At 64.7% G+C, this 25934-nt stretch carries 32 protein-coding genes; 25 read left to right on the top strand and 7 right to left on the bottom strand.

Annotation, left to right across the window (positions count from 1 at the left end; all coding sequences use genetic code 11):
* Positions 1 to 180: 180 nt before the first annotated feature.
* The 3 genes from Q8Q80_RS14055 to Q8Q80_RS14045 all read left to right on the top strand — a co-directional run bounded on the left by Q8Q80_RS14055 (position 181) and on the right by Q8Q80_RS14045 (position 1231).
* Positions 181 to 492 (top strand): addiction module antidote protein, encoded by a 312-nt coding sequence (locus Q8Q80_RS14055; RefSeq protein ID WP_305633510.1) that lies wholly within the window; start codon positions 181 to 183, stop codon positions 490 to 492.
* A gap of 129 nt (positions 493 to 621) precedes the next feature.
* A complete protein-coding gene (locus Q8Q80_RS14050; protein WP_305633509.1) occupies positions 622 to 933 on the top strand; it encodes a type II toxin-antitoxin system RelE/ParE family toxin in 312 nt (103 codons plus the stop codon).
* A complete protein-coding gene (locus Q8Q80_RS14045) occupies positions 917 to 1231 on the top strand; it encodes a DNA-binding transcriptional regulator (RefSeq protein ID WP_257079639.1) in 315 nt (104 codons plus the stop codon). Before Q8Q80_RS14050 ends, Q8Q80_RS14045 begins: the two co-directional genes overlap by 17 nt.
* A 92-nt stretch (positions 1232 to 1323) precedes the next feature.
* On the opposite strand, the gene Q8Q80_RS14040 is transcribed toward Q8Q80_RS14045, so the two are convergent.
* The gene (locus Q8Q80_RS14040) at positions 1324 to 1578 is read right to left on the bottom strand and encodes a Txe/YoeB family addiction module toxin (RefSeq protein ID WP_257079647.1); all 255 of its coding nucleotides are present in this window, start codon (positions 1576 to 1578) and stop codon (positions 1324 to 1326) included.
* Positions 1575 to 1826, bottom strand: a complete 252-nt coding sequence (locus Q8Q80_RS14035) for a type II toxin-antitoxin system Phd/YefM family antitoxin (protein ID WP_305633508.1) — start codon at positions 1824 to 1826, stop codon at positions 1575 to 1577. The genes Q8Q80_RS14040 and Q8Q80_RS14035 overlap by 4 nt, the downstream gene beginning before the upstream one ends.
* Before the next feature lie 162 nt (positions 1827 to 1988).
* On the opposite strand from Q8Q80_RS14035, the gene Q8Q80_RS14030 reads away from it, so the two are divergent.
* The 14 genes from Q8Q80_RS14030 to Q8Q80_RS13970 all read left to right on the top strand — a co-directional run bounded on the left by Q8Q80_RS14030 (position 1989) and on the right by Q8Q80_RS13970 (position 9144).
* On the top strand, positions 1989 to 2438 hold the full coding sequence (locus Q8Q80_RS14030) for a DUF302 domain-containing protein (protein ID WP_305633507.1): 450 nt from the start codon (positions 1989 to 1991) through the stop codon (positions 2436 to 2438).
* Between the two features lie 86 nt (positions 2439 to 2524).
* Complete coding sequence (locus Q8Q80_RS14025; RefSeq protein WP_305633506.1) at positions 2525 to 2959, top strand: hypothetical protein; 435 nt, start codon at positions 2525 to 2527, stop codon at positions 2957 to 2959.
* A 3-nt stretch (positions 2960 to 2962) separates the two neighbouring features.
* A complete protein-coding gene (locus Q8Q80_RS14020; protein WP_305633505.1) occupies positions 2963 to 3361 on the top strand; it encodes a DUF2784 domain-containing protein in 399 nt (132 codons plus the stop codon).
* Between the two features lie 87 nt (positions 3362 to 3448).
* Positions 3449 to 3892 (top strand): energy transducer TonB, encoded by a 444-nt coding sequence (locus Q8Q80_RS19840; protein ID WP_371132769.1) that lies wholly within the window; start codon positions 3449 to 3451, stop codon positions 3890 to 3892.
* Complete coding sequence (locus Q8Q80_RS14015; RefSeq protein WP_305633504.1) at positions 3889 to 4218, top strand: antibiotic biosynthesis monooxygenase; 330 nt, start codon at positions 3889 to 3891, stop codon at positions 4216 to 4218. Before Q8Q80_RS19840 ends, Q8Q80_RS14015 begins: the two co-directional genes overlap by 4 nt.
* A gap of 36 nt (positions 4219 to 4254) precedes the next feature.
* The gene (locus Q8Q80_RS14010) at positions 4255 to 4620 is read left to right on the top strand and encodes a VOC family protein (protein WP_305633503.1); all 366 of its coding nucleotides are present in this window, start codon (positions 4255 to 4257) and stop codon (positions 4618 to 4620) included.
* A 40-nt stretch (positions 4621 to 4660) separates the two neighbouring features.
* Positions 4661 to 5194: a flavin reductase family protein gene (locus Q8Q80_RS14005; RefSeq protein ID WP_305633502.1), complete on the top strand. Its 534-nt coding sequence runs from the start codon at positions 4661 to 4663 to the stop codon at positions 5192 to 5194.
* 133 nt (positions 5195 to 5327) lie between these two features.
* Positions 5328 to 5627: a ferritin-like domain-containing protein gene (locus Q8Q80_RS14000; protein WP_257079664.1), complete on the top strand. Its 300-nt coding sequence runs from the start codon at positions 5328 to 5330 to the stop codon at positions 5625 to 5627.
* A gap of 36 nt (positions 5628 to 5663) precedes the next feature.
* On the top strand, positions 5664 to 6245 hold the full coding sequence (locus Q8Q80_RS13995) for a hypothetical protein (protein WP_305633501.1): 582 nt from the start codon (positions 5664 to 5666) through the stop codon (positions 6243 to 6245).
* 232 nt (positions 6246 to 6477) lie between these two features.
* The gene (locus Q8Q80_RS13990; RefSeq protein WP_305633499.1) at positions 6478 to 6897 is read left to right on the top strand and encodes a DsrE family protein; all 420 of its coding nucleotides are present in this window, start codon (positions 6478 to 6480) and stop codon (positions 6895 to 6897) included.
* Positions 6898 to 6912: 15 nt separating this feature from the next.
* Entirely contained in the window at positions 6913 to 7248 is a 336-nt protein-coding gene (locus Q8Q80_RS13985) for a TfoX/Sxy family protein (protein ID WP_305633498.1), read from the top strand.
* A gap of 137 nt (positions 7249 to 7385) precedes the next feature.
* Positions 7386 to 7865, top strand: a complete 480-nt coding sequence (locus Q8Q80_RS13980; RefSeq protein ID WP_305633497.1) for a transcriptional regulator — start codon at positions 7386 to 7388, stop codon at positions 7863 to 7865.
* A gap of 118 nt (positions 7866 to 7983) precedes the next feature.
* Positions 7984 to 8310 carry a hypothetical protein gene (locus tag Q8Q80_RS13975; RefSeq protein WP_257079669.1) on the top strand — a complete coding sequence of 109 codons (327 nt, stop codon included), beginning with the start codon at positions 7984 to 7986 and terminating at the stop codon, positions 8308 to 8310.
* Between the two features lie 390 nt (positions 8311 to 8700).
* A complete protein-coding gene (locus Q8Q80_RS13970; protein ID WP_305633496.1) occupies positions 8701 to 9144 on the top strand; it encodes a hypothetical protein in 444 nt (147 codons plus the stop codon).
* Positions 9145 to 9159: 15 nt separating this feature from the next.
* On the opposite strand, the gene Q8Q80_RS13965 is transcribed toward Q8Q80_RS13970, so the two are convergent.
* Positions 9160 to 9825, bottom strand: coding sequence for a GntR family transcriptional regulator (locus Q8Q80_RS13965; RefSeq protein WP_305633495.1), 666 nt, complete (start codon positions 9823 to 9825; stop codon positions 9160 to 9162).
* A 148-nt stretch (positions 9826 to 9973) separates the two neighbouring features.
* On the opposite strand from Q8Q80_RS13965, the gene scpA reads away from it, so the two are divergent.
* The 7 genes from scpA (at position 9974) to Q8Q80_RS13930 (ending at position 21598) form a co-directional block, all read left to right on the top strand.
* On the top strand, positions 9974 to 12127 hold the full coding sequence (scpA, locus tag Q8Q80_RS13960) for a methylmalonyl-CoA mutase (protein WP_305633494.1): 2154 nt from the start codon (positions 9974 to 9976) through the stop codon (positions 12125 to 12127).
* A 157-nt stretch (positions 12128 to 12284) separates the two neighbouring features.
* Positions 12285 to 13259, top strand: coding sequence for a methylmalonyl Co-A mutase-associated GTPase MeaB (meaB, locus tag Q8Q80_RS13955; protein WP_305633493.1), 975 nt, complete (start codon positions 12285 to 12287; stop codon positions 13257 to 13259).
* Between the two features lie 19 nt (positions 13260 to 13278).
* Positions 13279 to 14811, top strand: a complete 1533-nt coding sequence (locus tag Q8Q80_RS13950; RefSeq protein WP_305633492.1) for an acyl-CoA carboxylase subunit beta — start codon at positions 13279 to 13281, stop codon at positions 14809 to 14811.
* Positions 14812 to 15226: 415 nt separating this feature from the next.
* On the top strand, positions 15227 to 17218 hold the full coding sequence (locus tag Q8Q80_RS13945) for an acetyl/propionyl/methylcrotonyl-CoA carboxylase subunit alpha (RefSeq protein ID WP_305633491.1): 1992 nt from the start codon (positions 15227 to 15229) through the stop codon (positions 17216 to 17218).
* A 182-nt stretch (positions 17219 to 17400) separates the two neighbouring features.
* Entirely contained in the window at positions 17401 to 17784 is a 384-nt protein-coding gene (locus Q8Q80_RS13940; protein ID WP_305633490.1) for a response regulator transcription factor, read from the top strand.
* Positions 17781 to 20672, top strand: coding sequence for a CHASE domain-containing protein (locus tag Q8Q80_RS13935; protein WP_305633489.1), 2892 nt, complete (start codon positions 17781 to 17783; stop codon positions 20670 to 20672). Before Q8Q80_RS13940 ends, Q8Q80_RS13935 begins: the two co-directional genes overlap by 4 nt.
* Before the next feature lie 44 nt (positions 20673 to 20716).
* Complete coding sequence (locus Q8Q80_RS13930) at positions 20717 to 21598, top strand: neutral zinc metallopeptidase (RefSeq protein WP_305633488.1); 882 nt, start codon at positions 20717 to 20719, stop codon at positions 21596 to 21598.
* A gap of 84 nt (positions 21599 to 21682) precedes the next feature.
* Here Q8Q80_RS13930 and Q8Q80_RS13925 read toward each other — a convergent pair whose 3' ends face one another.
* Positions 21683 to 22693, bottom strand: coding sequence for an NAD(P)-dependent alcohol dehydrogenase (locus Q8Q80_RS13925; RefSeq protein WP_305633487.1), 1011 nt, complete (start codon positions 22691 to 22693; stop codon positions 21683 to 21685).
* A gap of 146 nt (positions 22694 to 22839) precedes the next feature.
* Here Q8Q80_RS13925 and Q8Q80_RS13920 point away from each other — a divergent pair, with 146 nt between their 5' ends.
* On the top strand, positions 22840 to 24036 hold the full coding sequence (locus Q8Q80_RS13920) for a TIGR03790 family protein (RefSeq protein ID WP_305633486.1): 1197 nt from the start codon (positions 22840 to 22842) through the stop codon (positions 24034 to 24036).
* On the opposite strand, the gene Q8Q80_RS13915 is transcribed toward Q8Q80_RS13920, so the two are convergent.
* The 3 genes from Q8Q80_RS13915 to Q8Q80_RS13905 form a co-directional block, all read right to left on the bottom strand.
* Positions 24023 to 25108 carry a GDP-L-fucose synthase gene (locus tag Q8Q80_RS13915; protein WP_305633485.1) on the bottom strand — a complete coding sequence of 362 codons (1086 nt, stop codon included), beginning with the start codon at positions 25106 to 25108 and terminating at the stop codon, positions 24023 to 24025. The genes Q8Q80_RS13920 and Q8Q80_RS13915 overlap by 14 nt on opposite strands.
* Before the next feature lie 25 nt (positions 25109 to 25133).
* Positions 25134 to 25475, bottom strand: coding sequence for a four helix bundle protein (locus Q8Q80_RS13910; protein ID WP_305633484.1), 342 nt, complete (start codon positions 25473 to 25475; stop codon positions 25134 to 25136).
* A gap of 92 nt (positions 25476 to 25567) precedes the next feature.
* The coding region (locus tag Q8Q80_RS13905) for a GDP-mannose 4,6-dehydratase (RefSeq protein WP_305633471.1) at positions 25568 to 25934 on the bottom strand (367 nt) is incomplete at its 5' end.

The raw sequence follows: 25934 nt of genomic DNA, 5'->3' as shown, positions 1-25934 counted from the left end.
GCAACACCCGCGACTGGTCGCACATCGATGTGGTGACCCTCAATCCCGAGCGAGACGCGGCAATCAAAGGGGCTGCAACCGCTCAACATACTCAGCAGCAGGCTGCGTGACTGCGGCGACAACTACCTTGACGCGCGCCGGCTGCTATTGCGCTCGCCCGAAACCTCTAGGAGTACCGAGATGACCAAAGCTAAGGCAACTCAAAAGACAAAGACTCTCGCCTACGACGTGGCGGAACAACTGCGCACACCTGAAGAGATGGCTGCGTACCTTGATGCCTGGTTCGTTGAGGCTCCTGATGACGCAGCAGGCATTGCAAGGGCACTCGGCGATATCGCCCGCGCCAAAGGCATGACGCAGGTCGCACGCGACGCCGGCTTGAGCCGAGAAAGTCTCTACAAGGCGCTGAGCGAAAACGGAAACCCAAGCTTCGCAACGGTCCTGAAGGTGGCTCGTGCGCTTGGCGTTCGTCTGCACGCAGAGGCCGCATAAAGTTAGCACGTGCCACGCCGGTGATGCCCATTTCATCGAGCGGACTTGCCTTCGGCAATCCGCTCATGTCAAACGTTGGGCATCGCGGCGGCGGTAGCCAGCTATGCGCTTTAGGAGTACAGTCCGCGCATGCTCACAGTCGTCGAAACGATGCTCTTCCAGAAGCAGTGGCCGCTGTACTGGACAGAGGAAGAACGCGGTGCATTCGCTGCGTACATCGCGGAACACCCAAACGCCGGAGACGTCGTGCCCGAGTCCGGTGGCATCCGCAAAGTGCGGTGGGGGCGAGCAGGTTCGGGCAAGTCTGGCGGTGTGCGGGTCATCTACTTCACGCGCACCGTGGAAGGTGAGGTCGTCTTACTCACGCTGTACGCGAAGTCCAAGACAGACAACCTCACTGGTCCAAAGCTCAAGGAGATTCGCCGTGCCCTCGAAGATTAAGCCGCTGGCCCCCGCCGAGTTGGAGGCCTATGAAGCGCAGCGCGATTTGGCTGCGGAGTTGTTGCAGTCGGTGCGCGAAATGAAGGCTGGGCAAGTCCGTGTCGTGTCGTCGCCAGTCATTGAGGCGCGCAAGAAAACGGGGTTGTCTCAGTCGCAGTTCGCTGCGCTCATGGGCGTGTCGGTTCGCACTTTGCAAGGGTGGGAACAGGGCCGCAAACAGCCCAGTGGAGCGGCTCGGACGTTGCTCTCTATCGCAAGTACAAATCCGAAGGCGTTACTCGCTGTCGCCGGGAAATAAGCCATGCCCGGCAAGCAGAGGCCCGACCCATCATTCCACCGGACCTGTCGCGGCAAGCCGCGCCAGGCCGGTGAATTCAGACGTTGGGCGTCTCAGTAGTGGTAGCGGAGTTGTGCGAGGAGAAGAGAGCCGTCTTCGATCTTGTAGACCATCCGGTGCTCATCATTGATGCGCCTAGACCAGTAGCCTGATAGCGCGTGTTTGAGTGGCTCCGGTTTTCCGACGCCAGCGAACGGCTCGCGCTTGACTTCATTGATGAGCTTGTTGATGCGCTCAACCATCTTTCGGTCTTGCTTCTGCCAGTAGAGATAATCTTCCCATGCCTCGTCAGAAAAGATCAGCTTCACTCGGCAAGCTTCCGTTCGGTGCCTTTGCCGGCGTCCAGTTGTGCGGTCGCGGACAAGAGCCGTCTGGCATTGGCCGGGTTACGCAGCAAGTACGCCGTTTCCTCAAGGGCCTGAAAGTCTTCAAGGGAGAGCATGACCACGGCTTGGTCACCGTTTCTGGTGATGATCAGAGGCTCATGGTCGTTGCACACGCGATCCATCGTGCGAGCCAAGTTTGCTCTGGCTGAGGAGTAGGTAATGGCATCCATTGGGCACCTCGGTGATTGTACGGAATATTGTACATATGCGTATGCGAACTGTCCACCAGGGGCGGAGACACCCAACCATTTCATCGAGCGGACTTGCCTTCGGCAAGCAGCTCATTTCAAACGTCCGGCAACACCCCCACACCACTCAGCATCGGAACCTTCATGAATGCGCGGCAACTCCTGGCGGCCTTGGCGATGGCCGCTGCTGCGTCGACGTCCGGCGCTGCGGACGGTCTCATCTCTGTCAAGAGCGTTCACGGCGCGAAGGAAGCGATGGATCGCCTCGAGGACGTCGTCAAGCAACGTGGCCTTACCGTCTTCGCGCGGATCGACCATGCAGCTGGGGCCGCCAAGGTCGGCAAGACTCTCCGTCCGACGGAGCTGCTCATCTTTGGAAACCCGCAGGGCGGCACACCGTTCATGGAGTGCGCACAAACGGTCGGAATTGATCTGCCGCTCAAGGCGCTGGTCTGGCAGGACGCGGGCAATCAGGTTTGGCTCAGCTACAACGACCCCGACTTCCTTGCAAAGCGCCACGCTGCCGCAGGCTGCCCGGTCGCGGCCAACCTGGGCAAAGCGCTCGCGGCAATAGCCGAGGCAACGGCACAGTAGTCGCGCGGTGCTGCCTCGACCCTCAATGGACACGGACGCTGCGCGATGAAGCCGCGCAGCGCCGGTTACGTCAGACTTACCGTGTCATGAAACTTTCACTCGTCCAGTATGCGAATCTGAATGCGCGGCAGCAGGAGTCGTACAACTTCCAGAAGGTGTCCGGGGTTCTGGCTGATTACGGATTCACGACGATCCGGCTGTCGGATGACTGGCAGGGCGCAGATTTCATTGCACAGCACATCGACGGTCAGCAGTTCTTGAAGGTGCAGCTCAAAGGTCGATGCACACTGGCAAAGAAGTACATGGGCAAAGACCTGTACATCTGCTTTCACAACGATGGAGCCTGGTATCTGGCGCCACATGACGAGTTGTTGGCATGGGCGCAGCAGAACATGAACATCATCAACACGTCGTCCTGGAATACCGACGGCCTGTACTCGTTTCCTCGCTTGTCGGCGGCATTGAAACGCCGCCTTGAGTCATATCGGCTTGGTGGCGACGAACCCGGGCGCCAGGCGTAGCCGATGCACGAGCCGCTGCCCTACCGATTGCTCGCGGATGCGGTCCTGCTGCTGCATTTCGGCGTGGTGGTGTTTGTCGTCGCCGGGCTCGCTGCGATCGTCGCAGGGAATCTGCGAGGATGGCGCTGGGTGAATGGCCTGTGGTTTCGTCTCGCTCATCTCGCTGCCATCGGGGTCGTCGTCGTCCAGTCGATGCTGGGCAGGCTGTGTCCGTTGACGGTGCTGGAATCGTGGCTGCGCGAACAAGCCGGCGGTGCGGCCTACAGCCGAAGCTTCATTGAACACTGGGTTCAGCGCGTTCTTTTCTACGAGGCGCCGTTCTGGGTGTTCACGGTGGCGTACGTGGCCTTCGGCCTTCTCGTCCTTGCGGCGTGGTGGCGTTTTCCGCCGCGCAGACACTGACCTCACGGCCAGGCGGGCCGCGGCTGATGCGTCGCTCAGCTTAGGCGTCGGGCGTTTCGGGAGCGCTGCAATTTGAAGACTCTTGTCATGACCCTGAGCAGCTGTGTGCTTGTTGCGAGCTGCGCGTCGGTGCCGCAGTCGTGCTTCGATGTGCGCGGAACGAGAGAGAATCCGCCACCCGTGTATCCGGCAGCCTCGAGAATCCTTGGCCAGCAGGGCAAGACGACCTTGCGTGTTTTCGTCACCGCTTACGGTTACCCGGAAGTCATTGAGGTACACACGTCGAGTGGATACGGCAATCTGGATCAATCAGCCATGGATACCATGAGGAAGTGGTGTTTTTCTCCGGTACGGACAGATGGAAAGCCTGTGGATTCATGGGTGCTGATACCCATTGTCTTTCGCATGGAACCTCGATCATCGTCCCCCGAAAGTCCATGGTTCATCTCAATGCTGCGAGGCAGCAACAGTGGTTGCACAGCGCGACGAGCTGCCGCCGACGTCCGCAGCCGAAGGAGCGCAAACACATGATTCTTGAAATCGCACCGCTGCACATCAAGGCCGGGCAGGAGGACGCGTTCGAAGCTGCGTTCCGGTGCGCGCAGCGCATCATTTCGTCGATGCCGGGCTATGTGTCGCACGATTTGCAGCGTTGCATCGAGCGGCCCGGCGAGTACATGCTGCTCGTCGTCTGGCACACGCTCGAAGATCACGAAGCGGGTTTCCGGCAGTCTGCCGGGTACCAGGAATGGAAGGCGCTGCTGCATCACTTCTACGAGCCGTTTCCCGTGGTGTCGCACTATCGAGCCGTTCCGGGGGCGTCGTCGGCTGACCCGCCGATCAAGCGACTGGCCTGACGACCGCCCTTCATTTCGAACAGCAGGACTCTGGAGATGGCCATGCCGGCACACGAGAAGATCAACTACGTCGAGTACCCGGCGCGTGACATGGTTGCGACGAAGCGGTTCTTTCAGGACGCCTTCGGATGGGTGTTCGAGGACTACGGCGCCGACTATGCGGCGTTCTCCGGCCAGGGCCTCGACGGGGGCTTCTTCAGGTCCGATCTGGTGGCAGATACCCGCCAGGGGAGTGCGCTCATCGTCTTCTACAGCGCGGACCTAGAGCGCACGCTTGCCAAGGTGGTCGCTGCGGGTGGCGGGATCGTGAAGCCGGTGTTCGCGTTTCCGGGTGGCCGCAGGTTTCACTTCACCGAGCCCAGCGGCAACGAGTTTGCGGTCTGGTCGGAGGCTGCGGCCTGACGGGTGTCCGCAGGCGACCACCATGCCACCTGAGCCGCAAATGAAAAAGCGCTTCCCGCTGTCGAAGGTCTACAGCCTGCTCGAACCCGGGCCATTGCTGCTGCTGACCACCGCCCACCGCGACGCCAGCGACGTCATGCCGATGACGTGGTACTCCCTGCTCGGGTTCGAGCCGCCGCTGGTGGCCTGCGTGGTCAGTGCCGGCAATCACTCGCAGAAGCTGCTTCGGGCGTCGAAGACGTGCGTGCTGAACATTCCGACGGTGGAACTGGCGAAGCAGGTGGTCGGGTGCGGCAACTGCAGCGGAGCCGGAATCGACAAGTTCGCCAGGTTCGGGCTGTCGTCCAGTCCCGCAGAACAAGTGGCCGCGCCGTTGCTCGATGACTGCTACGCGAGCCTCGAGTGCCGGGTGGTCGACACAAGGCTGGTTCGACGGTACGAACAGTTTGTACTGGAAGTCGTGGCCGCCTGGGTTGACCCGAAGGTCAAGGACCCCCGCACGCTTCATCACCGCGGGTACGGCAAGTTCATGGTCGCCGGCGAGAGCATCAAGCTGCGTTCCAGGATGCGGTGAGCACCTGCGGGCCGTTCGGCCATGACCCATGTCGCGCAGTGCTGGGCCGCCGGCCCGCCTCGCCGCCATTCCGGCCGCCTCCCTGGCAGGGCAGAATGAGCCTTCCCCAAACAGCGCGAACCAGGAGATCCCAATGTCCAGCGTCGGTTACCACGAACCTGTTGAAGAACTGTCGGATGAAGTACGCGACATGCATCGCGCCATCGTTTCGCTGATGGAAGAACTTGAAGCGGTGGATTGGTACAACCAGCGTGCATCCGCCTGCAAGGATCCCGTGCTGAAGAAGATTCTCGAACACAACCGAGACGAGGAAAAGGAACACGCCGCCATGGTGCTCGAATGGATCCGTCGCAAGGACGATCGCTTCTCGCACGAACTGAAGGACTACCTGTTCACCGACAAGAGCCTCACCAGCGACGCGCACGGTCATTGAGTTGAAGGCTTCGGCACCGAACCCCGGCACGCATCCATGGCTTTCAGGATCCGACGTCTGCGAACCCTGACGGCGCCATTCTGCGCGGTGCTGCTGGCCGGGTGCGCCAGCACGGTCGTCACCCTGACACCGTCACCGCAGGCGCCGGTGTGCGAGCGTTCGGCGACGGCGCTGGTGCTGTGGGCGCCCGAATGGCGGGCGGACCAGAAAGACGCCGCGGAGCGGGAAGCGGCCGCTGAAAAGGGGCTGAAGGATTTCTTCGCCCGTTACGGATGCTTCGCAGAGGCCCCGCTGCGACGCGTGCACAGTCTCGACCCGGCTGCCGTGTCCGCGCAGCATGCTGCGCAAGCCGGACGCTTCACGCGGGTTGTTGTCATCGCCGTGCGCGAGCTCGGCCCGGTGGTCAGGCTGCTGTCATCGGCTGCGCTGGTCGAAGGCGGCACCGAGGTGTTGCTGCACGTCAGCACCTTTCCGGTGCCGGGCGATGCGCCACCACGCCAATTCACGGTTCACCGGCGACATGGCGGCCCGGGCGTGGTGAAGGGGGTCGCCAGCCTGCCTGCCGACATGCGGGCTGCGCTGGTCGCCGGTCTGCAGCCGGGCGAAGCGGCACGGTGACCCCCCGGCCGCCCGGTCAAGACGGATGTCCGGAGGCCAACACCCGCGGGTTTCGCTCCGGGCGACCAGGCATTCCGCATATCCTTCCGCCTCGCTGAAAGTCCGCTGCATGCGTTCAACTGCAGCGAAGACGCGGTGCGCGACCGCTGCGCAGCCGCCTTTGACAGGGGTCAACCTGCGCACACCCGATCGGGCATAGCTTGAACAGGTGTTCAAACCTGAGGTTACCTTGATGAAGATCCTTGCAAGACTGTTCCTGCTCATCGCGCTGGCACTGGGCGCAATCGCATCACCGGCCATGGCGGGCGATACCGACCCGCTCTTCATCAATCTCACGACCGATGATCAGCACCGCGCAAACATGGGTATTTCGTTCGGGAAGAATCAGATGGAACGCGGGCATCCGCTGACGATCTTTCTCAACGACAAGGGGGTGCTGATCGGCGCGAAGGCGAACGCGGCGAAGTATGCCGACCACCAGAAGACCCTGACCGACCTGATCGCGCGCGGCGCAAGCGTGCTGATCTGCCCGATGTGCATGAAGCACTACGGTGTCACGGAGGGCGATCTGGTGCCCGGGGTGAGGGTTGGAAATCCGGAGCTGACCGGCGCCGCCCTGTTCAGGGACAACACGAAGACCCTGACCTGGTAGCAGAGGGCGGTCCGGATGGCGTACGACGAACATCTGGCATCGCGCATCCGCGTGGTGCTGGGCCGGGCTCCGGGCATTTCCGAGAGGAAGATGTTCGGCGGCCTCGCATTCCTGCGCAATGGCCTCATGGTCGTCGGTGTGCTGGACAGCAGCCTCGTGGCAAGGGTCGGAAAGGGCCTCCACGACGAATCGCTGTCCCGCGCGCACGTCCGGGTCATGGACTTCAACGGCAAGCCCATGGGCGGGTATGTCTACGTCGATGCGGCGGGTACCGCCACGGACGCGGACCTCGCGTTCTGGTTGCAGCGCTGCTTGGACTTCGTCGCGACGCTGCCGCCCGGGAAGGGGTAGCGGTCGGTGATCGTCGGCCGCACCGGTCCCGGGCGGGTGCCATGCGGTACAGTCCAGTCAGCCTGTCTGTGCTGACCTGACGTCGTTCCCCGCCCGAGCCGGACGCCGGGCGGCTCGATCCGCCCCGTGCTGCATTCATGAACCCGGTACTCCGCATGAACGACGTCGACTGGACTTCGCCACGTTGTGGCAGGGTGACCTACACGTACGCGCAGTTCGCGGCGGCCAAGTCATGGTTCTTCGCGAAGTGGTCGGACTGGGCCTCGGATCGCGGTCTCGGCGAGCCGCCGGATCTGTCCGGCTCCTGCAAGTACGCTTCGCTGTACATGCAGTCGATCTTCGGCGGCGCGATCCGCGGTCACTTCGAACACCAGTACAACTTCATTGACGGGCGGCTGGTCGATCTGAGCCATGACGCGCTGGACGTCGGCCGCATGCATCACCCCTATCTGCACGAGCCCGAGTACTTCAGCATTCCGGAATTCCAGGCGGCGCTGGTCAGCTGTCAGCCGCGGGCCGAACGCTGGGCGCACGAATTCATCGAACACAGCGAAGCGGCGCAGGCCGATGCGCAGGCACGCCTTGACCCGGGCGCGGTTCGCCCGACGGGTCCGTGACTTCACGAAGCCACCGCGTCCCGTATCATGCGCAGCCGATGGCGCCGCTCGTCCGGCGCCGGTCCATGAATGCAGGACGCGCGAGCGAAGATCGGGCGTTCAAGAACGGGAGTGGTCGATGAGCTACAGTTACCCAGCCGAAAAGTTTTCGTCCGCGCGCCAGGCTCTGACGGTGCCGCATCCGGACGGCGAGCACGAAGCACTGGGACGTGCCTTCCTCGAATGCCGGCTCGGCCTGCACCGGATGAACCGCGCCAAGCTGCCGGATGACATCCGCACCGGCATTCACCAGCTCGAGTGCTTCATGGATACCACCGGTTTCGTCGATGCCGACGGCGAAGGCGCGTGGGTGCACATGCTGAGAAGCCGCAGCGCGGATGACCGGGCCGAAGTGGCACGGCTCATCGACATGCTCGCGCAATGGTTCGCCAGCCAGGAGCCCTGACCCTGCGGGCGTCAGCCTCCGCCCGCCACCCTTCGTGCCCATGACGCACCGGAAGCAGTCGCGGCTTTTGTCGCGCGGGGTCATGCTCGCGCTGCCGCGTCGGCGCTGTTTTTCTGCCAGAGAGAATGGTGCTTGCTGCATTACTGATGTGTGCGGCGTCCGGCTTGGCAAAGTTGCGGGGCAGCCCGAGAATGATCGCCAGGATTGGCGCCGGCCGGCCGGCCGACGGGCACGCTGTCCCCCTGGTGTTGTCTGCATCCGCGCAAAGGCTTTTCGCGTAGTCAGGCTGTGGGTACGGTGGGGTTCAGCAGGCGCCCACGCCGAAGATCGCCAATCGTTCGAGCCGGATCCACCCGGCCGGGCGCACAAGACATGTTCGGAGGAAGTGCCGTGCTGCAAAAAACGACCGTGCTGCAAAAATCGCTGTTCGCTCTGATCACCGCATGGGCGCTTGCGGCACAGCCCGTCGCGGCACAGGGCGCGCCGAAGCTGGATGACGAGGCCCTGGCGGCCAGACTGATCGGTACCTGGATCAACCCGCCGGACAGTCCGGATTACGAGAACTTCGCCAGCAGCGAAACCTACAACGCCGACGGGAGCTATGAGTACCGGGAGTACGACGACAAGGAATGCCGCATCGTGTCGGCGCTTCTGAAGTCGCGCTGGCATGTGTGGAACGGCGTCATCATCACCGAGTACGACGGCGGCAAGGCGCTCAGCGACCAGGTGGTGTCGATGGAGTCAGAGCGCATGGTGCTGCGGTCGGTCGATGACGGCGTGACCGCCTACCGGAACCGCTCCAGCAAGTGCGCACCGACCACGGCAAAGAAGTGATCCGGCGCTGAAGTCTCAGCCGCCGAGCGCCCGGCGGCTGCTTTCGATGTGCAGCTGCATCGTCGCGCGCGCCGCTTCGGCGTCGTGCGCGCGCAGTGCAGCCAACAGCATGCGGTGCTCTTCGAGAGAGGCCACCAGACGGCCTTCGAGATAAAGCGAGTCGTGGCGCTGCAGCTTCAGCACGGCACGCAGCTCGTCGATCATCTGCGCCATGCGCCGGTTGCCGGCAATGTGGTGGATCAGCAGGTGGAAACGCTGGTTGGCGTCGAAGAAGCGATCGATGTCGCGCGCCGCGGCACTGTCTTCCAGCGCCTGGTGCAGCGCAGCCAGTGCTTCCAGATCGGCATCCGACGCCCGGCGGGCCGCGCCCGCGGCACATTCGCCTTCGAGCAGCGCCATGATCGGATAGATTTCTTCGAGGTCGCCGCCGCTGATCTGCGCGACATAGCAGCCGCGGCGCGGCTTGAGCACCACCATGCCCTCGGTTGCCAGCACCTTGAGCGCCTCGCGCAGCGGCGTGCGTGAAATGCCGTACTGCGTGGCCAGCGCCTGTTCGTCTATCCACTCGCCGGGCGCCATGGCATGACTCTGGATCAACCGGCGCAGGCGGTCGGCCACTTCTATATAGAGGGCGCGCGGGGCGATGCTGTCGGCGGAGCGGTTCAGGGTTTCGCTGTTCATGGGCTGGCTGTCGTGGCCGCAGTTAACGCACTGCAGCACTTACTTGCATTCATAATTATGGATAAAGTATTCTCCGCCATGCGCGTGACTGTCAAGCCGCATTCGGCTTGCCCGACGCGCGCCTCTCCGAATACCGAAGGAATCCAGCATGGCCGATACGACAGGCAGCGCTCACCCCGAATACGCCGCATGGCTCAAGGCTGCCGCGAAATCGGCCCCCGGCGGCGATCCGGCGAAGCTTGACTGGCACACGCCGGAAGGCCTGACGGTCAGGCCGCTGTATACGCGCGCCGACATCGACGGCCTGCCGAACACCGACACGCTGCCCGGCTTCGCGCCCTATGTGCGCGGCCCGCAGGCCACGATGTACGCCGCCCGGCCCTGGACCATCCGCCAGTACGCCGGTTTCTCGACCGCCGAAGAATCGAACGATTTCTACCGCAAGGCGCTGGCCGCCGGCGCGCAGGGTGTGTCGGTCGCATTCGACCTGGCGACCCACCGCGGCTACGATTCGGACAATCCGCGCGTCGAGGGCGACGTCGGCAAGGCCGGCGTGGCGATCGACAGCGCGGAAGACATGAAGCGCCTGTTCGACGGCATTCCGCTCGACAAGGTGAGCGTGTCGATGACGATGAATGGCGCCGTGCTGCCGGTGCTGGCCGGCTTCATCGTCGCCGGCGAAGAACAAGGCGTGTCGCAGGCCCAGCTTTCAGGAACGATCCAGAACGACATCCTGAAAGAGTTCATGGTACGCAACACCTACATCTATCCGCCCCAGCCCTCCATGCGCATCGTGGCCGACATCATCGAATACACCGCGCGCAACATGCCGCGTTTCAATTCGATCTCGATTTCCGGCTATCACATGCAGGAAGCCGGCGCGACCCAGGGCCTGGAACTGGCGCTGACGCTGGCCGACGGCATGGAATATGTGCGCACCGCGATGGCGCGCGGCATGGATGTGGACGATTTCGCCGGCCGGCTCAGTTTCTTCTTCGCCATCGGCATGAACTTCTATCTGGAAGTGGCCAAGCTGCGCGCGGCGCGACTGCTGTGGAGCCGCATCATGGATGGCTTCGGTGCCCAGAGCGCCAAGTCGAAAATGCTGCGCACGCACTGCCAGACCTCGGGCTGGTCGCTGACCGAACAGGACCCGTACAACAATGTCGTGCGCACCACCATCGAAGCGATGGCGGCGGTGTTCGGCGGCACGCAATCGCTGCACACCAACAGCTTCGACGAGGCGATCGCGCTGCCGACCGAGTTCTCGGCGCGCATCGCGCGCAACACCCAGCTCATCATCCAGGAAGAAAGCCACATCACGAACGTGATCGACCCCTGGGCCGGCAGCTACATGATGGAAAAGCTGACGCAGGACATGGCCGACCACGCCTGGGCCATCATCGAGGAAGTCGAACGGATGGGCGGCATGACCAAGGCGGTCGAATCCGGCTGGGCCAAACTGCAGGTCGAGAAGTGCGCCACTGAAAAGCAGGCGCGCATCGACTCCGGGCGCGACGTGATCGTCGGCGTCAACAAGTACCGGCTGAAGGACGAAGACAAGCTGGACGTGCGCGTCATCGACAACGTCGCGGTGCGTGAATCGCAGGTGGCGCAGCTGAAGCAGATCCGCGCCAGCCGGGACAATGCCGCGGTCGATGCCGCGCTGGCAGCGCTGACCACCGCGGCCGAATCCGGCCAGGGCAATCTGCTTGAACTGTCGGTCAATGCGATGCGCGTGCGTGCCACCGTGGGCGAGGTGTCGGACGCGCTGGAAAAGATCTGGGGTCGGCACCGCGCAAGTACTCAGGCGGTCAGCGGCGTGTATCAGTCCATCGTGGAAGACGATGAGGGGTGGAGCGTGATGAAGGACGACGTGAGCCAGTTTGCCGAAGAACAGGGCCGCCGGCCGCGCATCCTGATCGCCAAGCTCGGTCAGGACGGTCATGACCGCGGTGCCAAGGTGATCGCCACCGCCTTCGCCGACCTCGGCTTCGACGTGGACATCGCACCGCTGTTCCAGACGCCGGAAGAGGCGGCGCGGCAGGCGATCGAGAACGACGTGCATGCGGTCGGTGTGTCGACGCTGGCGGCCGGCCACAAGACGCTGGTGCCGCAGCTCATCAAGGCGCTGCGCGCCGAAGGCGCGGACGACATCGTCGTGGTGGTCGGCGGTGTCATTCCGGCGCAGGACTACGACGAACTGTTCGGCCACGGCGTGGCCTGCGTGTTCGGCCCGGGCACGCCGATTCCGAAGGCGGCGAAGGACACGCTGGACGCGATCCGGGCGAAGCTGGCGTGATGAGCGGGACGGGTCTTGTGGGAAGTATCGATGTGCCATCGCCTGCGGGGCAGGCTCCTTCGAAGGGCAAAGCCGCGCCGCTTTGTGTAGGAGCCTGCCCCGCAGGCGATCGCATCGTCGACCGCGCACCACCGGTGAGCAGGGCTGGATCGTCGCCATGACCCCGCCCTCCGACGCGTCCCTGATCGACGGTGTGCTGGCCGGCAACCGCCGCGCGCTGGCCAAGACCATCACGCTGATCGAATCGACGCGCGAGGACCATCAGCAGCGCGCCGGCGAAGTGCTGAGGGCGCTGCTGCCGCACACGGGCCGGTCGATCCGGGTCGGCATTTCCGGCGTGCCGGGCGTCGGCAAGTCGACCTTCATCGAAGCGCTCGGGCTGGCGCTGATCGGCAAGGGCCACAAGGTCGCGGTGCTGGCGATCGATCCGTCGTCGTCGTTGACCGGCGGTTCCATCCTCGGCGACAAGACGCGCATGGAACATCTGTCGCTGCGCAGCGAAGCCTACATCCGGCCGTCGCCGTCGTCCGGCAGTCTGGGTGGCGTGGCCGCGCGCACGCGCGAGGCGATGCTGGTGTGCGAGGCGGCCGGCTTCGACATCGTCATCGTCGAAACGGTGGGCGTCGGCCAGTCGGAAACCGCGGTTGCCGGCATGACCGACGTGTTCGTGCTGCTGCAGCTGCCGAATGCCGGCGACGATCTGCAGGCGATCAAGAAGGGCATCGTCGAACTGGCGGACATCGTCGTCTACAACAAGTGCGACATTGATGAGACTGCGGCCGAACGCGCCATGCAGCAGATGCGCGGCGCGCTGCACCTGTTGCGTGCGGCGTCCGCGGGCTGGACGGTGCCGGTGCTGAAGGTGTCGGCGCTGCAGCATGCCGGGCTGGAGGCTTTCTGGGCCGACATCCTGCGCTACCGCGACACCATGCAGGCCAGCGGCGCGTGGACGGCGCGGCGCAGCCGGCAGGCGCTGGACTGGATGTGGACCCTGGTCGATCAGGGTCTGCGCAGCCGTTTCGAACACCACGCGGCAGTACGTGCCGCGTTGCCGGACATCCGCGCCGCGGTGGCGGCGGGTACCCTGCCAGCGTCGGCGGCTGCACTGCGCCTGCTGCAGGCCATGGACTGATTTCAGGGAGAGAACGACGATGCAGGACATCATCCTAAAGCTCGACGAAAAGCGCGAGCAGGCAAGGCTGGGCGGCGGTCAGCGCCGGATCGAGGCGCAGCACAAGCGTGGCAAGCTGACCGCACGCGAGCGGCTGGAACTGCTGCTCGACGAGGGCAGCTTCGAAGAGTGGGACATGTTCAAGGAACATCGCTGCACCGACTTCGGCATGGCCGACGAATCGGTGCCGGGCGATGGTGTGGTGACAGGCTACGGCACCATCAATGGTCGCCTGGTGTTCGTGTTTTCGCAGGACTTCACGGTGTTCGGCGGTTCGCTGTCGGAATCGCATGCCGAGAAGATCTGCAAGGTGATGGACCAGGCGATGAAGGTCGGCGCGCCGGTGATCGGGCTGAACGACTCGGGCGGCGCGCGCATCCAGGAAGGCGTGGCGTCGCTCGGCGGCTATGCCGAAGTGTTCCAGCGCAACGTGATGGCGTCCGGCGTGATTCCGCAGATTTCGCTGATCATGGGCCCGTGCGCCGGCGGTGCGGTGTATTCGCCGGCGATGACCGACTTCATCTTCATGGTGCGCGATTCGTCCTACATGTTCGTCACCGGTCCGGAAGTCGTGAAGACCGTGACGCATGAGGAAGTGAGCGCAGAAGACCTCGGTGGCGCCACGACCCACACCACGAAGTCGGGCGTGGCCGATCTGGCATTCGAGAACGACGTCGATGCGCTGATGTATACGCGCCGGCTGTTCAACTACCTGCCGCTGTCGAACCGCGAAAAGGCGCCGGTGCGCCCGAGCAGCGATCCGGCCGACCGGCCCGACCCGAGCCTGAACACGCTGGTGCCGGCGAATGCGAACCAGCCGTACGACATGAAGGAGCTGATCCTGAAGATGGTCGACGACGGCGACTTCTTCGAAATCCAGCCGGACAACGCGAAGAACATCATCGTCGGCTTTGCCCGCATGGAAGGCAGCACGGTGGGCATCGTCGCCAACCAGCCGCTGGTGCTGGCCGGCTGCCTCGACATCAAGAGCTCGATCAAGGCGGCGCGCTTCGTGCGCTTCTGCGACGCCTTCAGCATTCCGGTCATCACGCTGGTGGACGTACCCGGCTTCATGCCCGGCACCTCGCAGGAGTACGGCGGCATCATCAAGCACGGTGCCAAGCTGCTGTATGCCTATGCCGAAGCGACCGTGCCCAAGGTGACGCTGATCACCCGCAAGGCCTACGGCGGCGCCTACGACGTGATGAGCTCGAAGCACCTGCGCGGCGACGTGAATTTCGCATGGCCGAGCGCGGAGATTGCGGTGATGGGACCGAAGGGCGCGGTGGAAATCATCTTCCGCGAAGAGAAGAACGACCCGGAGCGCATCACGGCGCGCGAGGCGGAGTATCGCGAGAAGTTTGCCAACCCCTTCATCGCCGGCAAGCGCGGCTTCATCGACGACGTGATCATGCCGAGCGAAACGCGCAAGCGCATCTGCCGCTCGCTGGCCATGCTGCGCGACAAGCAACTGGAAAACCCGTGGCGCAAGCACGGCAACATTCCGCTGTGATCGTGCGCCCTCACCCCCGGCCCCTCTCCCGCTGATGCGGGAGAGGGGAGTAGTCGGCGCTCGGCGGTGTTCCCTCGCCTGCCTCAGCGGAAAGGGTGGCGCGCAGCGCCGGGTGAGGGCAGCGGACGCGTTTGCCGCGCAGTTCCATGACATGTTCGAGAACATACTGATTGCAGGAGACCTGGCTTGTTCAACAAGATACTGATCGCAAACCGCGGCAACTCGCAGCGCGTGCCCTCACCCCCGGCCCCTCTCCCGCTGATGCGGGAGAGGGGAGAGGTCGGCGCTCGGTGGTGTTTCCCTCTCCCGCCTCAGCGGGAGAGGGTGGCGCGCAGCGCCGGGTGAGGGCAGCGGGCTCGTTTGCCGCGCAGTTCCATGACATGTTCGAGAACATACTGATTGCAGGAGACCTGGCTTGTTCAACAAGATACTGATCGCAAACCGCGGCGAGATTGCGTGCCGTGTCATCCGCACCGCACGCCGCATGGGTATTGCCACGGTGGCGGTGTATTCCGAAGCCGACCGCAGCGCGCTGCATGTCGAGCTGGCCGACGAAGCCGTGTGCATCGGCCCGGCGGCGGCGCGCGAGTCCTATCTGGTGGTCGACAAGATCATCGCCGCCTGCAAGGCGACCGGCGCCGAGGCGGTGCATCCGGGCTACGGCTTCCTGTCGGAGAACGAAGCGTTCTGTGCCGCGCTGGAACGCGAGGGCATCGTGTTCATCGGACCGAAGGCGCACGCCATCGGCGCCATGGGCGACAAGATCGCGTCGAAGAAGCTGGCCAAGGAAGCCGGCGTGACCACGATTCCCGGCTGGAACGACCCGATCGAAAGTCCGGAACGCGCGGTCGAGATCGCGCGCGGCATCGGCTATCCGGTCATGATCAAGGCCAGTGCCGGCGGCGGCGGCAAGGGTTTGCGCGTGGCGTTCAACGATGCCGAGGCGCATGAAGGTTTCGCCTCCTGCGTCAATGAGGCGAAGAACGCCTTCAACGACGATCGCGTGTTCATCGAGAAATTCGTCGAAGAGCCGCGCCACATCGAAATCCAGGTGCTGGGCGATGGCCACGGCAACGTGGTGTATCTGAACGAGCGCGAGTGCTCGATCCAGCGGCGGCACCAGAAGGTGATCGAAGAGGCGCCGTCGCCGTTCATCGATCCGGACACCCGGCGCGCGATGGGCGAGCAGGCGGTGCGGCTGGCCAAGGCGGTGCAGTACCAGTCGGCCGGCACGGTCGAATTCGTCGTCGGGCGCGACAAGTCCTTCTACTTCCTCGAAATGAACACCCGGCTGCAGGTCGAGCATCCGGTGACCGAACTGATCACCGGGCTGGACCTGGTCGAACAGATGATCCGCGTGGCGGCCGGCGAGAAGCTCGCCTTCACGCAGGCCGATGTGAAGCTCGAAGGCTGGGCGATGGAAGCGCGCATCTGCGCCGAAGATCCGGCGCGCGGTTTCCTGCCGTCGGTCGGTCGGCTGATCCGCTACCGTCCGCCGGTCGCCAGCGACCGCGTGCGCGTCGATACCGGTGTGTTCGAGGGCGGCGAAGTGTCGATGCACTACGACTCGATGATCGCCAAGCAGATCTGCTACGGCGCCACCCGCGCCGAGGCGATCGCGCAGCTGCGCGACGCGCTCGACGCCTTCTGCATCCGCGGTCCGAACCACAACATCGCCTTCGTGTCGGCGGTGCTCGGTCACCCGCGCTTCGCCGCCGGCAACTTCACGACCGCCTTCATCGCCGAAGAGTATCCGCACGGCTACGACCCGACGACCGCAGCCTACGAAGACGAGGCGTTGCTGGTGGCCGTCGCCGCCACGGTGCATCAGCGCTACATCGAACGCGCATCGCGCATCGTCGGTCAGCTGCCGGGACATGAGTTCCGCATCAGCCCGGACGCGGTGGTGCGCCTGCGCGACGTCGAACACCGGGTGCATATCGAAAACGACGGCGACCACCACGCGGTGCAGATCGACGGCGTGCGCCACCGCATGGTGAGCGACTGGCGCGTGTCCGACCCGGTGTATCGCGGTGAGATCGACGGCCGCCCGTTCACGCTTCAGGTCGAGCGCGTCGGCCTGCGCTACCGGCTGCAGCATCGCGGCGCGCGTGTCGACGCCGAGGTGATGAGCCCGCGCGCTGCCGAACTGCTCGAACGCATGCCGGTCAAGTCTGCCCCCGACCTGTCGCGCTTCCTGCTGTCGCCGATGCCGGGCCTGCTGCGCGAAGTCGCGGTGAAGCCGGGCCAGGCGGTCAAGGCCGGCGAGCGGCTGGCGGTGATCGAAGCGATGAAGATGGAAAACATCCTGCGCGCCGAACGCGACGGCGTGATCGGAAAGGTATCCGCACAGCAGGGCGAAAGCCTGACGGTGGACCAGATCATTCTGGAATTCGCCGCCGGCTGAGCCATGGCTGCGGCAGCCGTGCCGCAGCCATGGCTCAAGTCCGCCGCTCCGGGCGTCGTTAAGCTTTGCTGCCTTCCATCTCTGGCGTAACGACACTTCCGGACCCATGAACATCCGACACTTCAGCCCCGCCCTGCCGCGGGTGGCAACCGGCCGTTCGCGCGTCGGCGGGGTACGCTGACATGCGCGCCCGGATCATGCTGGTGGAAGACCAGCCAGAGATTCGCCAGTTGATACGCATGACCCTCGAGTTCGGTGATTTCGAGCTGGCCGAGGCGCCGGATGCGGATGCCGGCTGGTCGCTGATGCAGCAACACCCGCCCGACCTGATCCTGCTCGACGTGATGATGCCGGGCTCGATGGACGGCCTCGAGTTGTGCCGCAGACTGCGCCAGCATGCGGCGTTGCACGCAATTCCGGTCATCCTGCTGACCGCACGCAGCCAGCAGCGCGACATCGAGATCGGCTTCGAAGCCGGTGCAAATGCCTACCTGACCAAGCCCTTCAGCCCGATGGAACTGCTGGACCGCATCGCCGGGCTGTTGAATCCGCCGGACGCGAAATGAACCTGCGCGACCGGGTGTGGGCCGAAACGTCCGGCGCATCCGGCAACGCCGCGCCGCCCTTCGCGCACGCGCTGCGCGATCCGTCGCTGCTCGCCTGGCCGGCGCTGGCACTCGGCATGCTGGTCACGCTGGTCATCACCTTTCTGCTGTGGGACAGGCTGGCCGAGGCCACGGCCCAGCGTTTTGACAGCGAGGTCGAAAAGGTGATCGCCCAGATCGGTCGGCGCATGGAGGCGCACGAGAACATCCTGCGCGCCGCGGCCGGCCTGATGCAGGCCAGCGACGAGGTGACGCGCGCCGACTGGTACAACTATGTGAACCAGCTGGGGCTCGAGCGCAACTTTCCGGGCGTGCTCGGAGTGGGGTTGTCGCTGCGCATTCCGGTGGCACAGCTCGCCGCGCATGAAGAGACAGTCCGGCTCAATGACATGCCGACCTATGCGGTCTGGCCGAAGCACGCGCGCGACGAATACCACAGCATCGTGTTCCTCGAACCGCTGGACGAACGCAACTTCAGGGCCATCGGCTACGACATGTACTCCGAGCCGGTGCGGGCCGAAGCGATGCGGCGCGCGCGCGATACCGGCAACGTGGCGCTGTCCGGGCGGGTGACGCTGGTGCAGGAAGGCAAGGGACCGGTGCAGCCGGGCTTCCTGCTGTACTACCCGCTGTACGTGCGCGACGAGCCGGCTGACACGCCGGACGAACGTCGCCGAGCGCTCCATGGCTACACCTACAGCCCCTTCCGCGCCCACGATTTTTTTGGCGACGTACTGCTTGGCTTCGCCGACAAGGTAGTCGTCATGATCCACGACGGCCGGGGCGTATCGACCACCACGCTGCTGCACAGCAACGCCGACGGCAAGCCGGTTTCGTCGCTCGAAGCGGTGCGCGAGATCGAGCTGGCGGGGCATGTATGGACGGTGCGCATGTGCGCGCCGGCCGCCTTCAGCGCCGACCACTTCGTGCTCTGGTTGGTACCGTTGATGGGTGCCGGCCTGAGCGCGCTGCTGTTTTACCTGCTGCGCCTGCTGGCGGTGACGGCGCGTGCCAATCGCAGCGCGCTCGCGATGACGCAGGCGTTGACCCTCAGCGAATCGCGTCTGGTCACCTTGCTCGATACCGCCGCCGACGGCATCGTCACCACCGACGAATCCGGCATGGTGCTGACCGTCAATCGCTCCGCCGCCGAAATGTTCGAGATCGGCATCGATGCCGCGATCGGCCTGCCCCTTGCGCGCCTGCTGCCGATGTTTGACGCCGCATGGTTTGCCGGCCAGGCGGACACGCATCCGATCGGACTGCGCTGGCGCTTCCGGCAGGATGTGCAGGGCGTACGCCGCTCGCGTCGTTTTCCGGTCACCGTGTCGGCCAGCCGCTTCAACCTGCACGGGCGGCCGGTGTACTCGCTGCTGATGCGCGACATCACGGAACAGGTAGAGGCACAGACGCGCATGCGCCTGCATGATCGCGCGCTCGAATCGTCGAGCGAGGCGGTGATCATCCGCGACGTTCAGCGTGGCGGATACCCGGTGGTGTACGTGAATGCGGCATTCGAACGGCTGACCGCCCGCGCGGCTGACGAAGTGATCGGCCGCACCTTCACGCTGGCGTCGGGGGAGCAGAACCCGGAGCACGTGCTCGATGAAATGCGCTGGGCGATCGCACACCAGAAGCCCTTCAGCACCACGCTCGACGTGAGGCGTGCAGACGGCCGGTCGATCTGGGTGGCGCTGTCATCGTCTCCGGTGCGCGACAACGAAGGCCGGGTCACGCACTACGTCGACGTGTTCGGCGACGTGACCGAGCGCATCGAGTTCGAGCGCAAGCTGATCCGTCGCACCAACCGGCTGCACACTGTGTTCGCGCTGTCGCCGGACGGCTTCGTCACCTTCGACGAGGCTGGCACGCTGACCAATGTGAACCCGGCGTTCCTGCGCATGACCGAGCTGGCGCAAACCGATCTGCTCGGCCTCAGCGCTGCCGTGTTCGACGGCCGGCTGGCCCGGCTGGCCGACCCGGACAAGCCGTGGCCGGGACTGATGCTCGATCAGTCGAGCGCCGAACCGCAGCGCCTGTGGCTCCGGCTGCCCGAACCGCGGGTGCTCGAGCGCAGCGCGCGCGTGGCGCCCGAAGGTCGCTCCGAGACGGTGCTGTACTTCCGCGACATCACGCAGCAGTTCGAGGTCGACCGCATGAAGAGCGAGTTCCTCAGCACCGCGGCGCACGAGCTGCGCACGCCGCTGGCGTCGATCCTCGGTTTTGCCGAACTGCTGATCAACCGCGAGTACGACGAGCCGGCGCGCCGGCGCATGCACACCATCATTCACCGCCAGTCGCGCGTGCTGGTCAATCTGATCAACGATCTGCTCGACCTGGCGCGCATCGAGGCACGGACCGGGCAGGATTTCCGCTTCGAGGACCTGTCGGTGAAGGGCATCATCAACGCCACGCTGGAAGCGCTGACCATGCCGGACGACACCCATACCGTGCGGCTGGACATGCCGCCGGCGGTGCCGCGCATCCGGGTCGATCACGCGAAGATGGTGCGCGCGCTCGGCAACGTCATCACCAATGCCTTCAAGTATTCGCCGGGCGGCGGCCAGGTGGTGGTGACGGTATGCGAAGCCCTGCGCAATTCGCGGCTGATGGCCGGCATGCGCGTGATCGACCGCGGCATCGGCATGACGCCGGACCAGCAGGCGCGCATCTTCGAGCGCTTCTACCGCGCCGACCCGTCGGGCAATATTCCGGGCACCGGTCTGGGCATGTCGCTGGTGAAGGAAATCATGGACCTGCATGGCGGCGAGATCGAAATCGACAGCGCGCCGGGCGTCGGGACCACCGTGACGCTGTGGCTGCCGGTGATGGACACGGCGACCACCTGAGCCTCGAAGTTCTGCCATGATCCGCGCATTCATCGGAGATCGACATGCGACTGGGCGACGGGCGGGAAAGCGATAACATCGAGGACCGCCGGGGTGCACGCGGCGGCGGCATGCTGCGCGGCGGCGGGCGCAAGATCGGTGTCGGTACCATCGTGCTGGCGCTGGTGGCGATGTATTTCGGCGTCGATCCGTCGGTGGTGCTCAATATGGGGGCCGGCCTGCCGCAGACTTCGCAGCAGGCGCCGGTGGCACCCGGCGTGCAGGCCACCGGTCGGGCGGAAGACGACGCACTGGCGCGTTTCACCGCACAGGTGCTGGCTGACACGGAAGACACGTGGAACGAACTGTTCCGCGCCGGCGGCAAGCAGTACCGCGAACCGAAACTGGTGCTCTACACCGGCGGCACGCAGACCGCCTGCGGCACCGGGCAGGCCGCGATGGGGCCGTTCTACTGCCCGGGCGACGAGCGCGTCTATCTTGATCTCGACTTCTACCGCGACCTGCAGGCGCGCTTCGCCGCGCCGGGCGATTTTGCGCAGGCCTACGTGATCGCGCACGAAATCGGCCATCACGTGCAGCATCAGCTGGGCATTGCGGAAAAGGTGCAGGCCTCGAAGCAGCGCGTCAGCGAGCGCGAAGCCAATCAACTGCAGGTGCGCATGGAACTGCAGGCCGACTGCTTCGCCGGCATCTGGGCGCATCACGCCAACCGCTCACGCGGCATTCTCGAACAGGGTGACGTCGAAGAGGCGCTGCGCGCCGCCTCCGCCATCGGCGACGACACGCTGCAGAAACAGGCGCAGGGCTATGTGGTGCCGGAAAGCTTCACCCACGGCAGCGCCGAACAGCGCATGCGCTGGTTCAGGCGCGGCCTGGACAGCGGTGAAATGAAGGCCTGCGACAGCTTCGGCGCGCGCACGCTTTAGGAGATTCAAGATTCAAGATTCAAGATGCAAGGGACACACCGCGTGACCCTTGAATCTTTCATCTTGCATCTTGCATCTGCATTTTCAGCCGATGCTGACGACGACCTTGCCGACGTGGGCCTGGCTCTGCTGGTGCGCCAGCGCCGCGCGGGCCTCGTCGAAGCCGAATACGCGGTCGATCACCGGGCGGATCTTGTGCAGCGAAATCACCCGGTTCATCGACTCGAACATTTCGCGCGAGCCGACGAACACGCCGCGCACCGTCGAGGTGGTGAACAGCAGCGGCAGCGGATTGATCTCGCCGCCTGTGAGCACGCCGATCAGGTGCGCCTGGCCATTCTGGCCGAGCGAAGCGATCGAACGCTGCAGCGTGCCCGGGCCGCCGACTTCGACCACGTGGTCGACGCCGACGCCGCCGGTGGCGGTGCGCACTTCCTGATCCCAGTCCGGATGGCTGCGGTAGTTGATCAGCGTGGTCGCACCGAGCGCCTTTGCCTTTTCGAGCTTGGCGTCGCTCGACGACGTGGCGATCACCTCGGCGCCCGCCGCCTTCGCCAGCTGCAGTGCGAACATCGATACGCCGCCGGTGCCGAGCACCAGCACGCGATCACCGGCGCGCAGCGGCGCCGGACCTTCGAACAGCGCATTCCACGCGGTGAGTGCCGCGCACGGCAGGGTGGCCGCTTCCTCGAAGCTCAGGTGGGCCGGCTTGGTCACCAGCGATTCCTGCGGGAACAGGCGGTATTCGGTCAGCACGCCGGGCGCGGTGCCGCCCAGCGTCTTGCCGAAATAGTCAGGCTGCAGCCGACCGGCGATCCAGGTTTCGAAGAAGGTGCCGATCACGTGGTCGCCAGCGGCAAAGCGGTCAACGCCAGCGCCCACCTCGACCACCTCGCCGGCGCCGTCGGACAGCGGCACCAGATCCTTGGAGTCGACGCCGGGATACAGGCCCTGCAGGATGAACAGGTCGCGGTAGTTCAGCGACGCTGCGCGCATCTTCACCAGCACCTGGCCGGGACCGGGACGCGGTACAGCGGCATCGATCATCGTCAGGCTGTCGGCATTGCACTGCTCAAGATAGGCTTGGTAACGCATTCGTGTGAACCTCCGTTTGATATTGTCGTGGGCGCATGGCTCGGACTGCTTCGTGATGTTGCCATGCCCGGGTGCGGTCAGGTGTCTCGCATGTGGCTGCCTGTATATAGACTGACGGCCTTGCCGTACTGCCTTCCGAACGCGACATGCCGAAATTCCTGTCCCGCCTGCGCTGCCGGCTGCCGGCCCTGTTGCTGTTCTGCGCGCACGCTGCACACGCCCTCGGCCCCGGCGAACTGGCGCTCATCGTCAATGTGTCGGATCCGGCGAGCGTGGAAGCCGCCGCCTATTATCGTCAGCAGCGCGACATCCCGGCCGCCAACGTCATCGAGGTGAGCTTTCCGCACGAACGCGGCGCGCTGTCGCGGGAAGAGTTCGAACGGGCATACGCCGAGGTCGGCGCAAAGCTGGCGCCCGGCATCAAGGCCTTCGCGCTGGCCTGGACGCGTCCGTGGCGCGCCGGCTGCATGAGCATCACCTCCGCCTTTGCTTTCGGCTACGACGAAAGCTTCTGTTCATCGACCTGCGGCCCGACGCGGCCGAGCGGCTTTTTCAACAACGGCCGCAACGCGCCCGGGAACGCCGCAATGCCCCGGCCCGCCATGCTGCTGGCAGGCGAATCGGTCGAGCAGGTGAAGCGTCTGATCGACCGCGGCGTGGCCGCCGACTACAGCTATCCGAAAGGCACGGTGTACCTGGTGCGCACCGAAGACACGGCGCGCAATGTCCGCTCGCTGCTGTTCGACGAAACGATGGCCCAGGTGCGCGGCCTGCAGTTCGCCAGCCCGAGGGCGGCCGAAGCGTTCGGCCAGCAGGACGTGATCGGCTATTTCACCGGCGCGGTGCGCGTGCCGGCACTGCCGACGCTGGGCTTTCTGCCGGGGGCACCGGCCGACCACCTGACGTCGGTGGGCGGCACCCTGCTCGACAATACCGCACAGATGAGCGCACTCGAATGGCTGACGGCAGGTGCGACCGGCAGCTACGGCACCGTGATCGAACCCTGCAACCACCTAGGGAAATTCCCGCATCCGGGCATCCTGATGAGCATGTACGCGGAAGGCGACACGTTGATCGAGGCCTACTGGAAAAGCGTCGCCTGGCCGGGCGAGGGCGTGTTCATCGGCGAGCCGCTGGCGCGCCCGTTCGGCACCCGCACCGTGCGGGATGAAGCGGGCTGGTGGGTCGAGTCACATTCGGCGACCGGCCGGCGGGCAGTGATCGAAGTGGCGCGGAGCGTGGTCGGGCCGTATCGCGCGGTACAGCAGCTGATGCTGCCTGCGGGCTTTGCGCGGCAACGGCTGAAGGTCGACCGCGGTGTCGGCGCCGTCAGGGTGCGCTGAGGCCTGACTGAAAGTCGCGGAAGGCGCGCGCGAGGCCCTCGGCCAGGCTGGTGCTTGCCCGCCACCCGATCGAATTGAGCCGCGTCACGTCCATCAGCTTGCGCGGCGTGCCGTCCGGCTTCGTGCTGTCGAACACCAGGTCACCGTCGAAGCCGACCACCTTGCCGACGAGTTCGGCCAGTTCCCTGATCGTGACGTCTTCGCCGACCCCCACATTCACCAGCGGCGGTTCGAAACGGCCGGACTTTGACTCGTCGCTGCCCAGCAGGCTGCGGTACTTGTCGTCCGGCAGATTGATCAGGAAGACGCAGGCGTCGGCCATGTCGTCGCTGTAAAGGAATTCGCGCCGAGGCGTGCCGGTGCCCCACAGGGAGATGCAAGATTCAAGATTCAAGGTGCAAGTGGCGCGGAGCTGTTCCTTGAGGTCGTCGGGGATGGCGCCATGCGCCGCCTCGTCCTGCTCGATGGCGGCCCAGTTGCGCTGCGAAGCGAGTTTGGCGAGGTGAAACTTGCGGATCATGGCCGGGATGACATGACTGTTCATCAGGCTGTAGTTGTCGCCCGGCCCGTACAGATTGGTCGGCATCACCGCCAGGTACTGCGTGCCGTACTGACGGTTGTAGCTCCAGCACATCTCTATCCCGGCGATCTTGGCCAGCGCATACGGCCGGTTCGTCGGTTCGAGCGGGCCGGTCAGCAGGCAGTCTTCGCGCATCGGCTGCGGTGCCAGCTTCGGGTAGATGCAGCTCGAGCCGAGGAACATCAGTCGCGTGACGCCATGCTTCCACGCGCTGTGGATCACGTTGGTCTGGATCACCAGGTTGTCGCGGATGAATTCGGCCGGATAGCTGTTGTTGGCGACGATGCCGCCGACCTTGGCCGCGGCGAGGAACACGTACTCGGGCTTCTCGGCGGCGAAGAAGGCGTCGGTCGCGGCGGCGTCGGTCAGGTCCAGTTCGGCATGCGTACGGGTGACAAGGTTCGTGTAGCCCCTGGCTTCAAGGTTGCGGACGATGGCTGAGCCGACCAGGCCGCGGTGGCCCGCGACGTAGATGCAAGATTCAAGATTCAAGATGCAAGGTCCGGAGCGGAGTGGGTCACTTGATTGAACGGATGAGGCCATGCAGCATTTTCGAGATCTCTTCGGCTTCGCTTAGCCAGGTCTTGCCGGTCTCGCGGTCGATGTAGCCGATGTCCATGCCGATGTATATCTGCGTGCGAAGCTCGCCGGCGGAGCCCTTTGCATAGTTGAAGAACTGAGCCGCTTCTTTGCTGGAACCGCGTTCGTGCCCTTCAGCGATGTTCGATGGCACGGAAAGACTGGAGCGGGTGATCTGGTCCCGAAACCCGAAGTCACGAAGATCGACCAGACCTTTGTAGATCGAGGCACTCAGCCTCGCAGACCGCTTCCAGACTTCAAGATCCTCGAATCTGCTCATCACCGCGCCCCGACTTCACGAAGCACGGTGACCGCAAAACCCGCACGGTCCGCCCTTCCTTGCATCTTGCACCTTGAATCTTGCATCTGCCTTCATTCAAAGTGGTCGTAAGCCTTGAAGCCCGCCATCTTCACCAGCGCATCGCGCTTGGCGCTGGTGTAGTCGGCTTCCACCATTTCCTTCACCAGTTCACGCAGCGTGGTCTTGGGCGTCCAGCCCAGCTTCTCGCGCGCGCGGGTCGGATCGCCGAGCAGGGTTTCGACTTCGGTCGGCCGGTAGTAGCGCGGATCGACCTTCACGATCACGTCGCCCACCTTGGCCTTGGCGCGGTCGCCGGTGATGGCTGCGACGATGCCCACCTCCTGCTCGCCCTCGCCTTCGAAGCGGATCGTGATGCCCAGCTCGGCGGCGGCGAATTCGACGAACTGGCGCACGCTGTACTGCACGCCGGTGGCGATG

Origin of the sequence: Methyloversatilis sp., assembly GCF_030698125.1 — a bacterium.
Lineage (GTDB): Bacteria > Pseudomonadota > Gammaproteobacteria > Burkholderiales > Rhodocyclaceae > Methyloversatilis.
The sequence above is the reverse complement of the archived record's forward strand: the minus strand, read 5'-3'. Positions and strand labels throughout refer to the sequence as shown.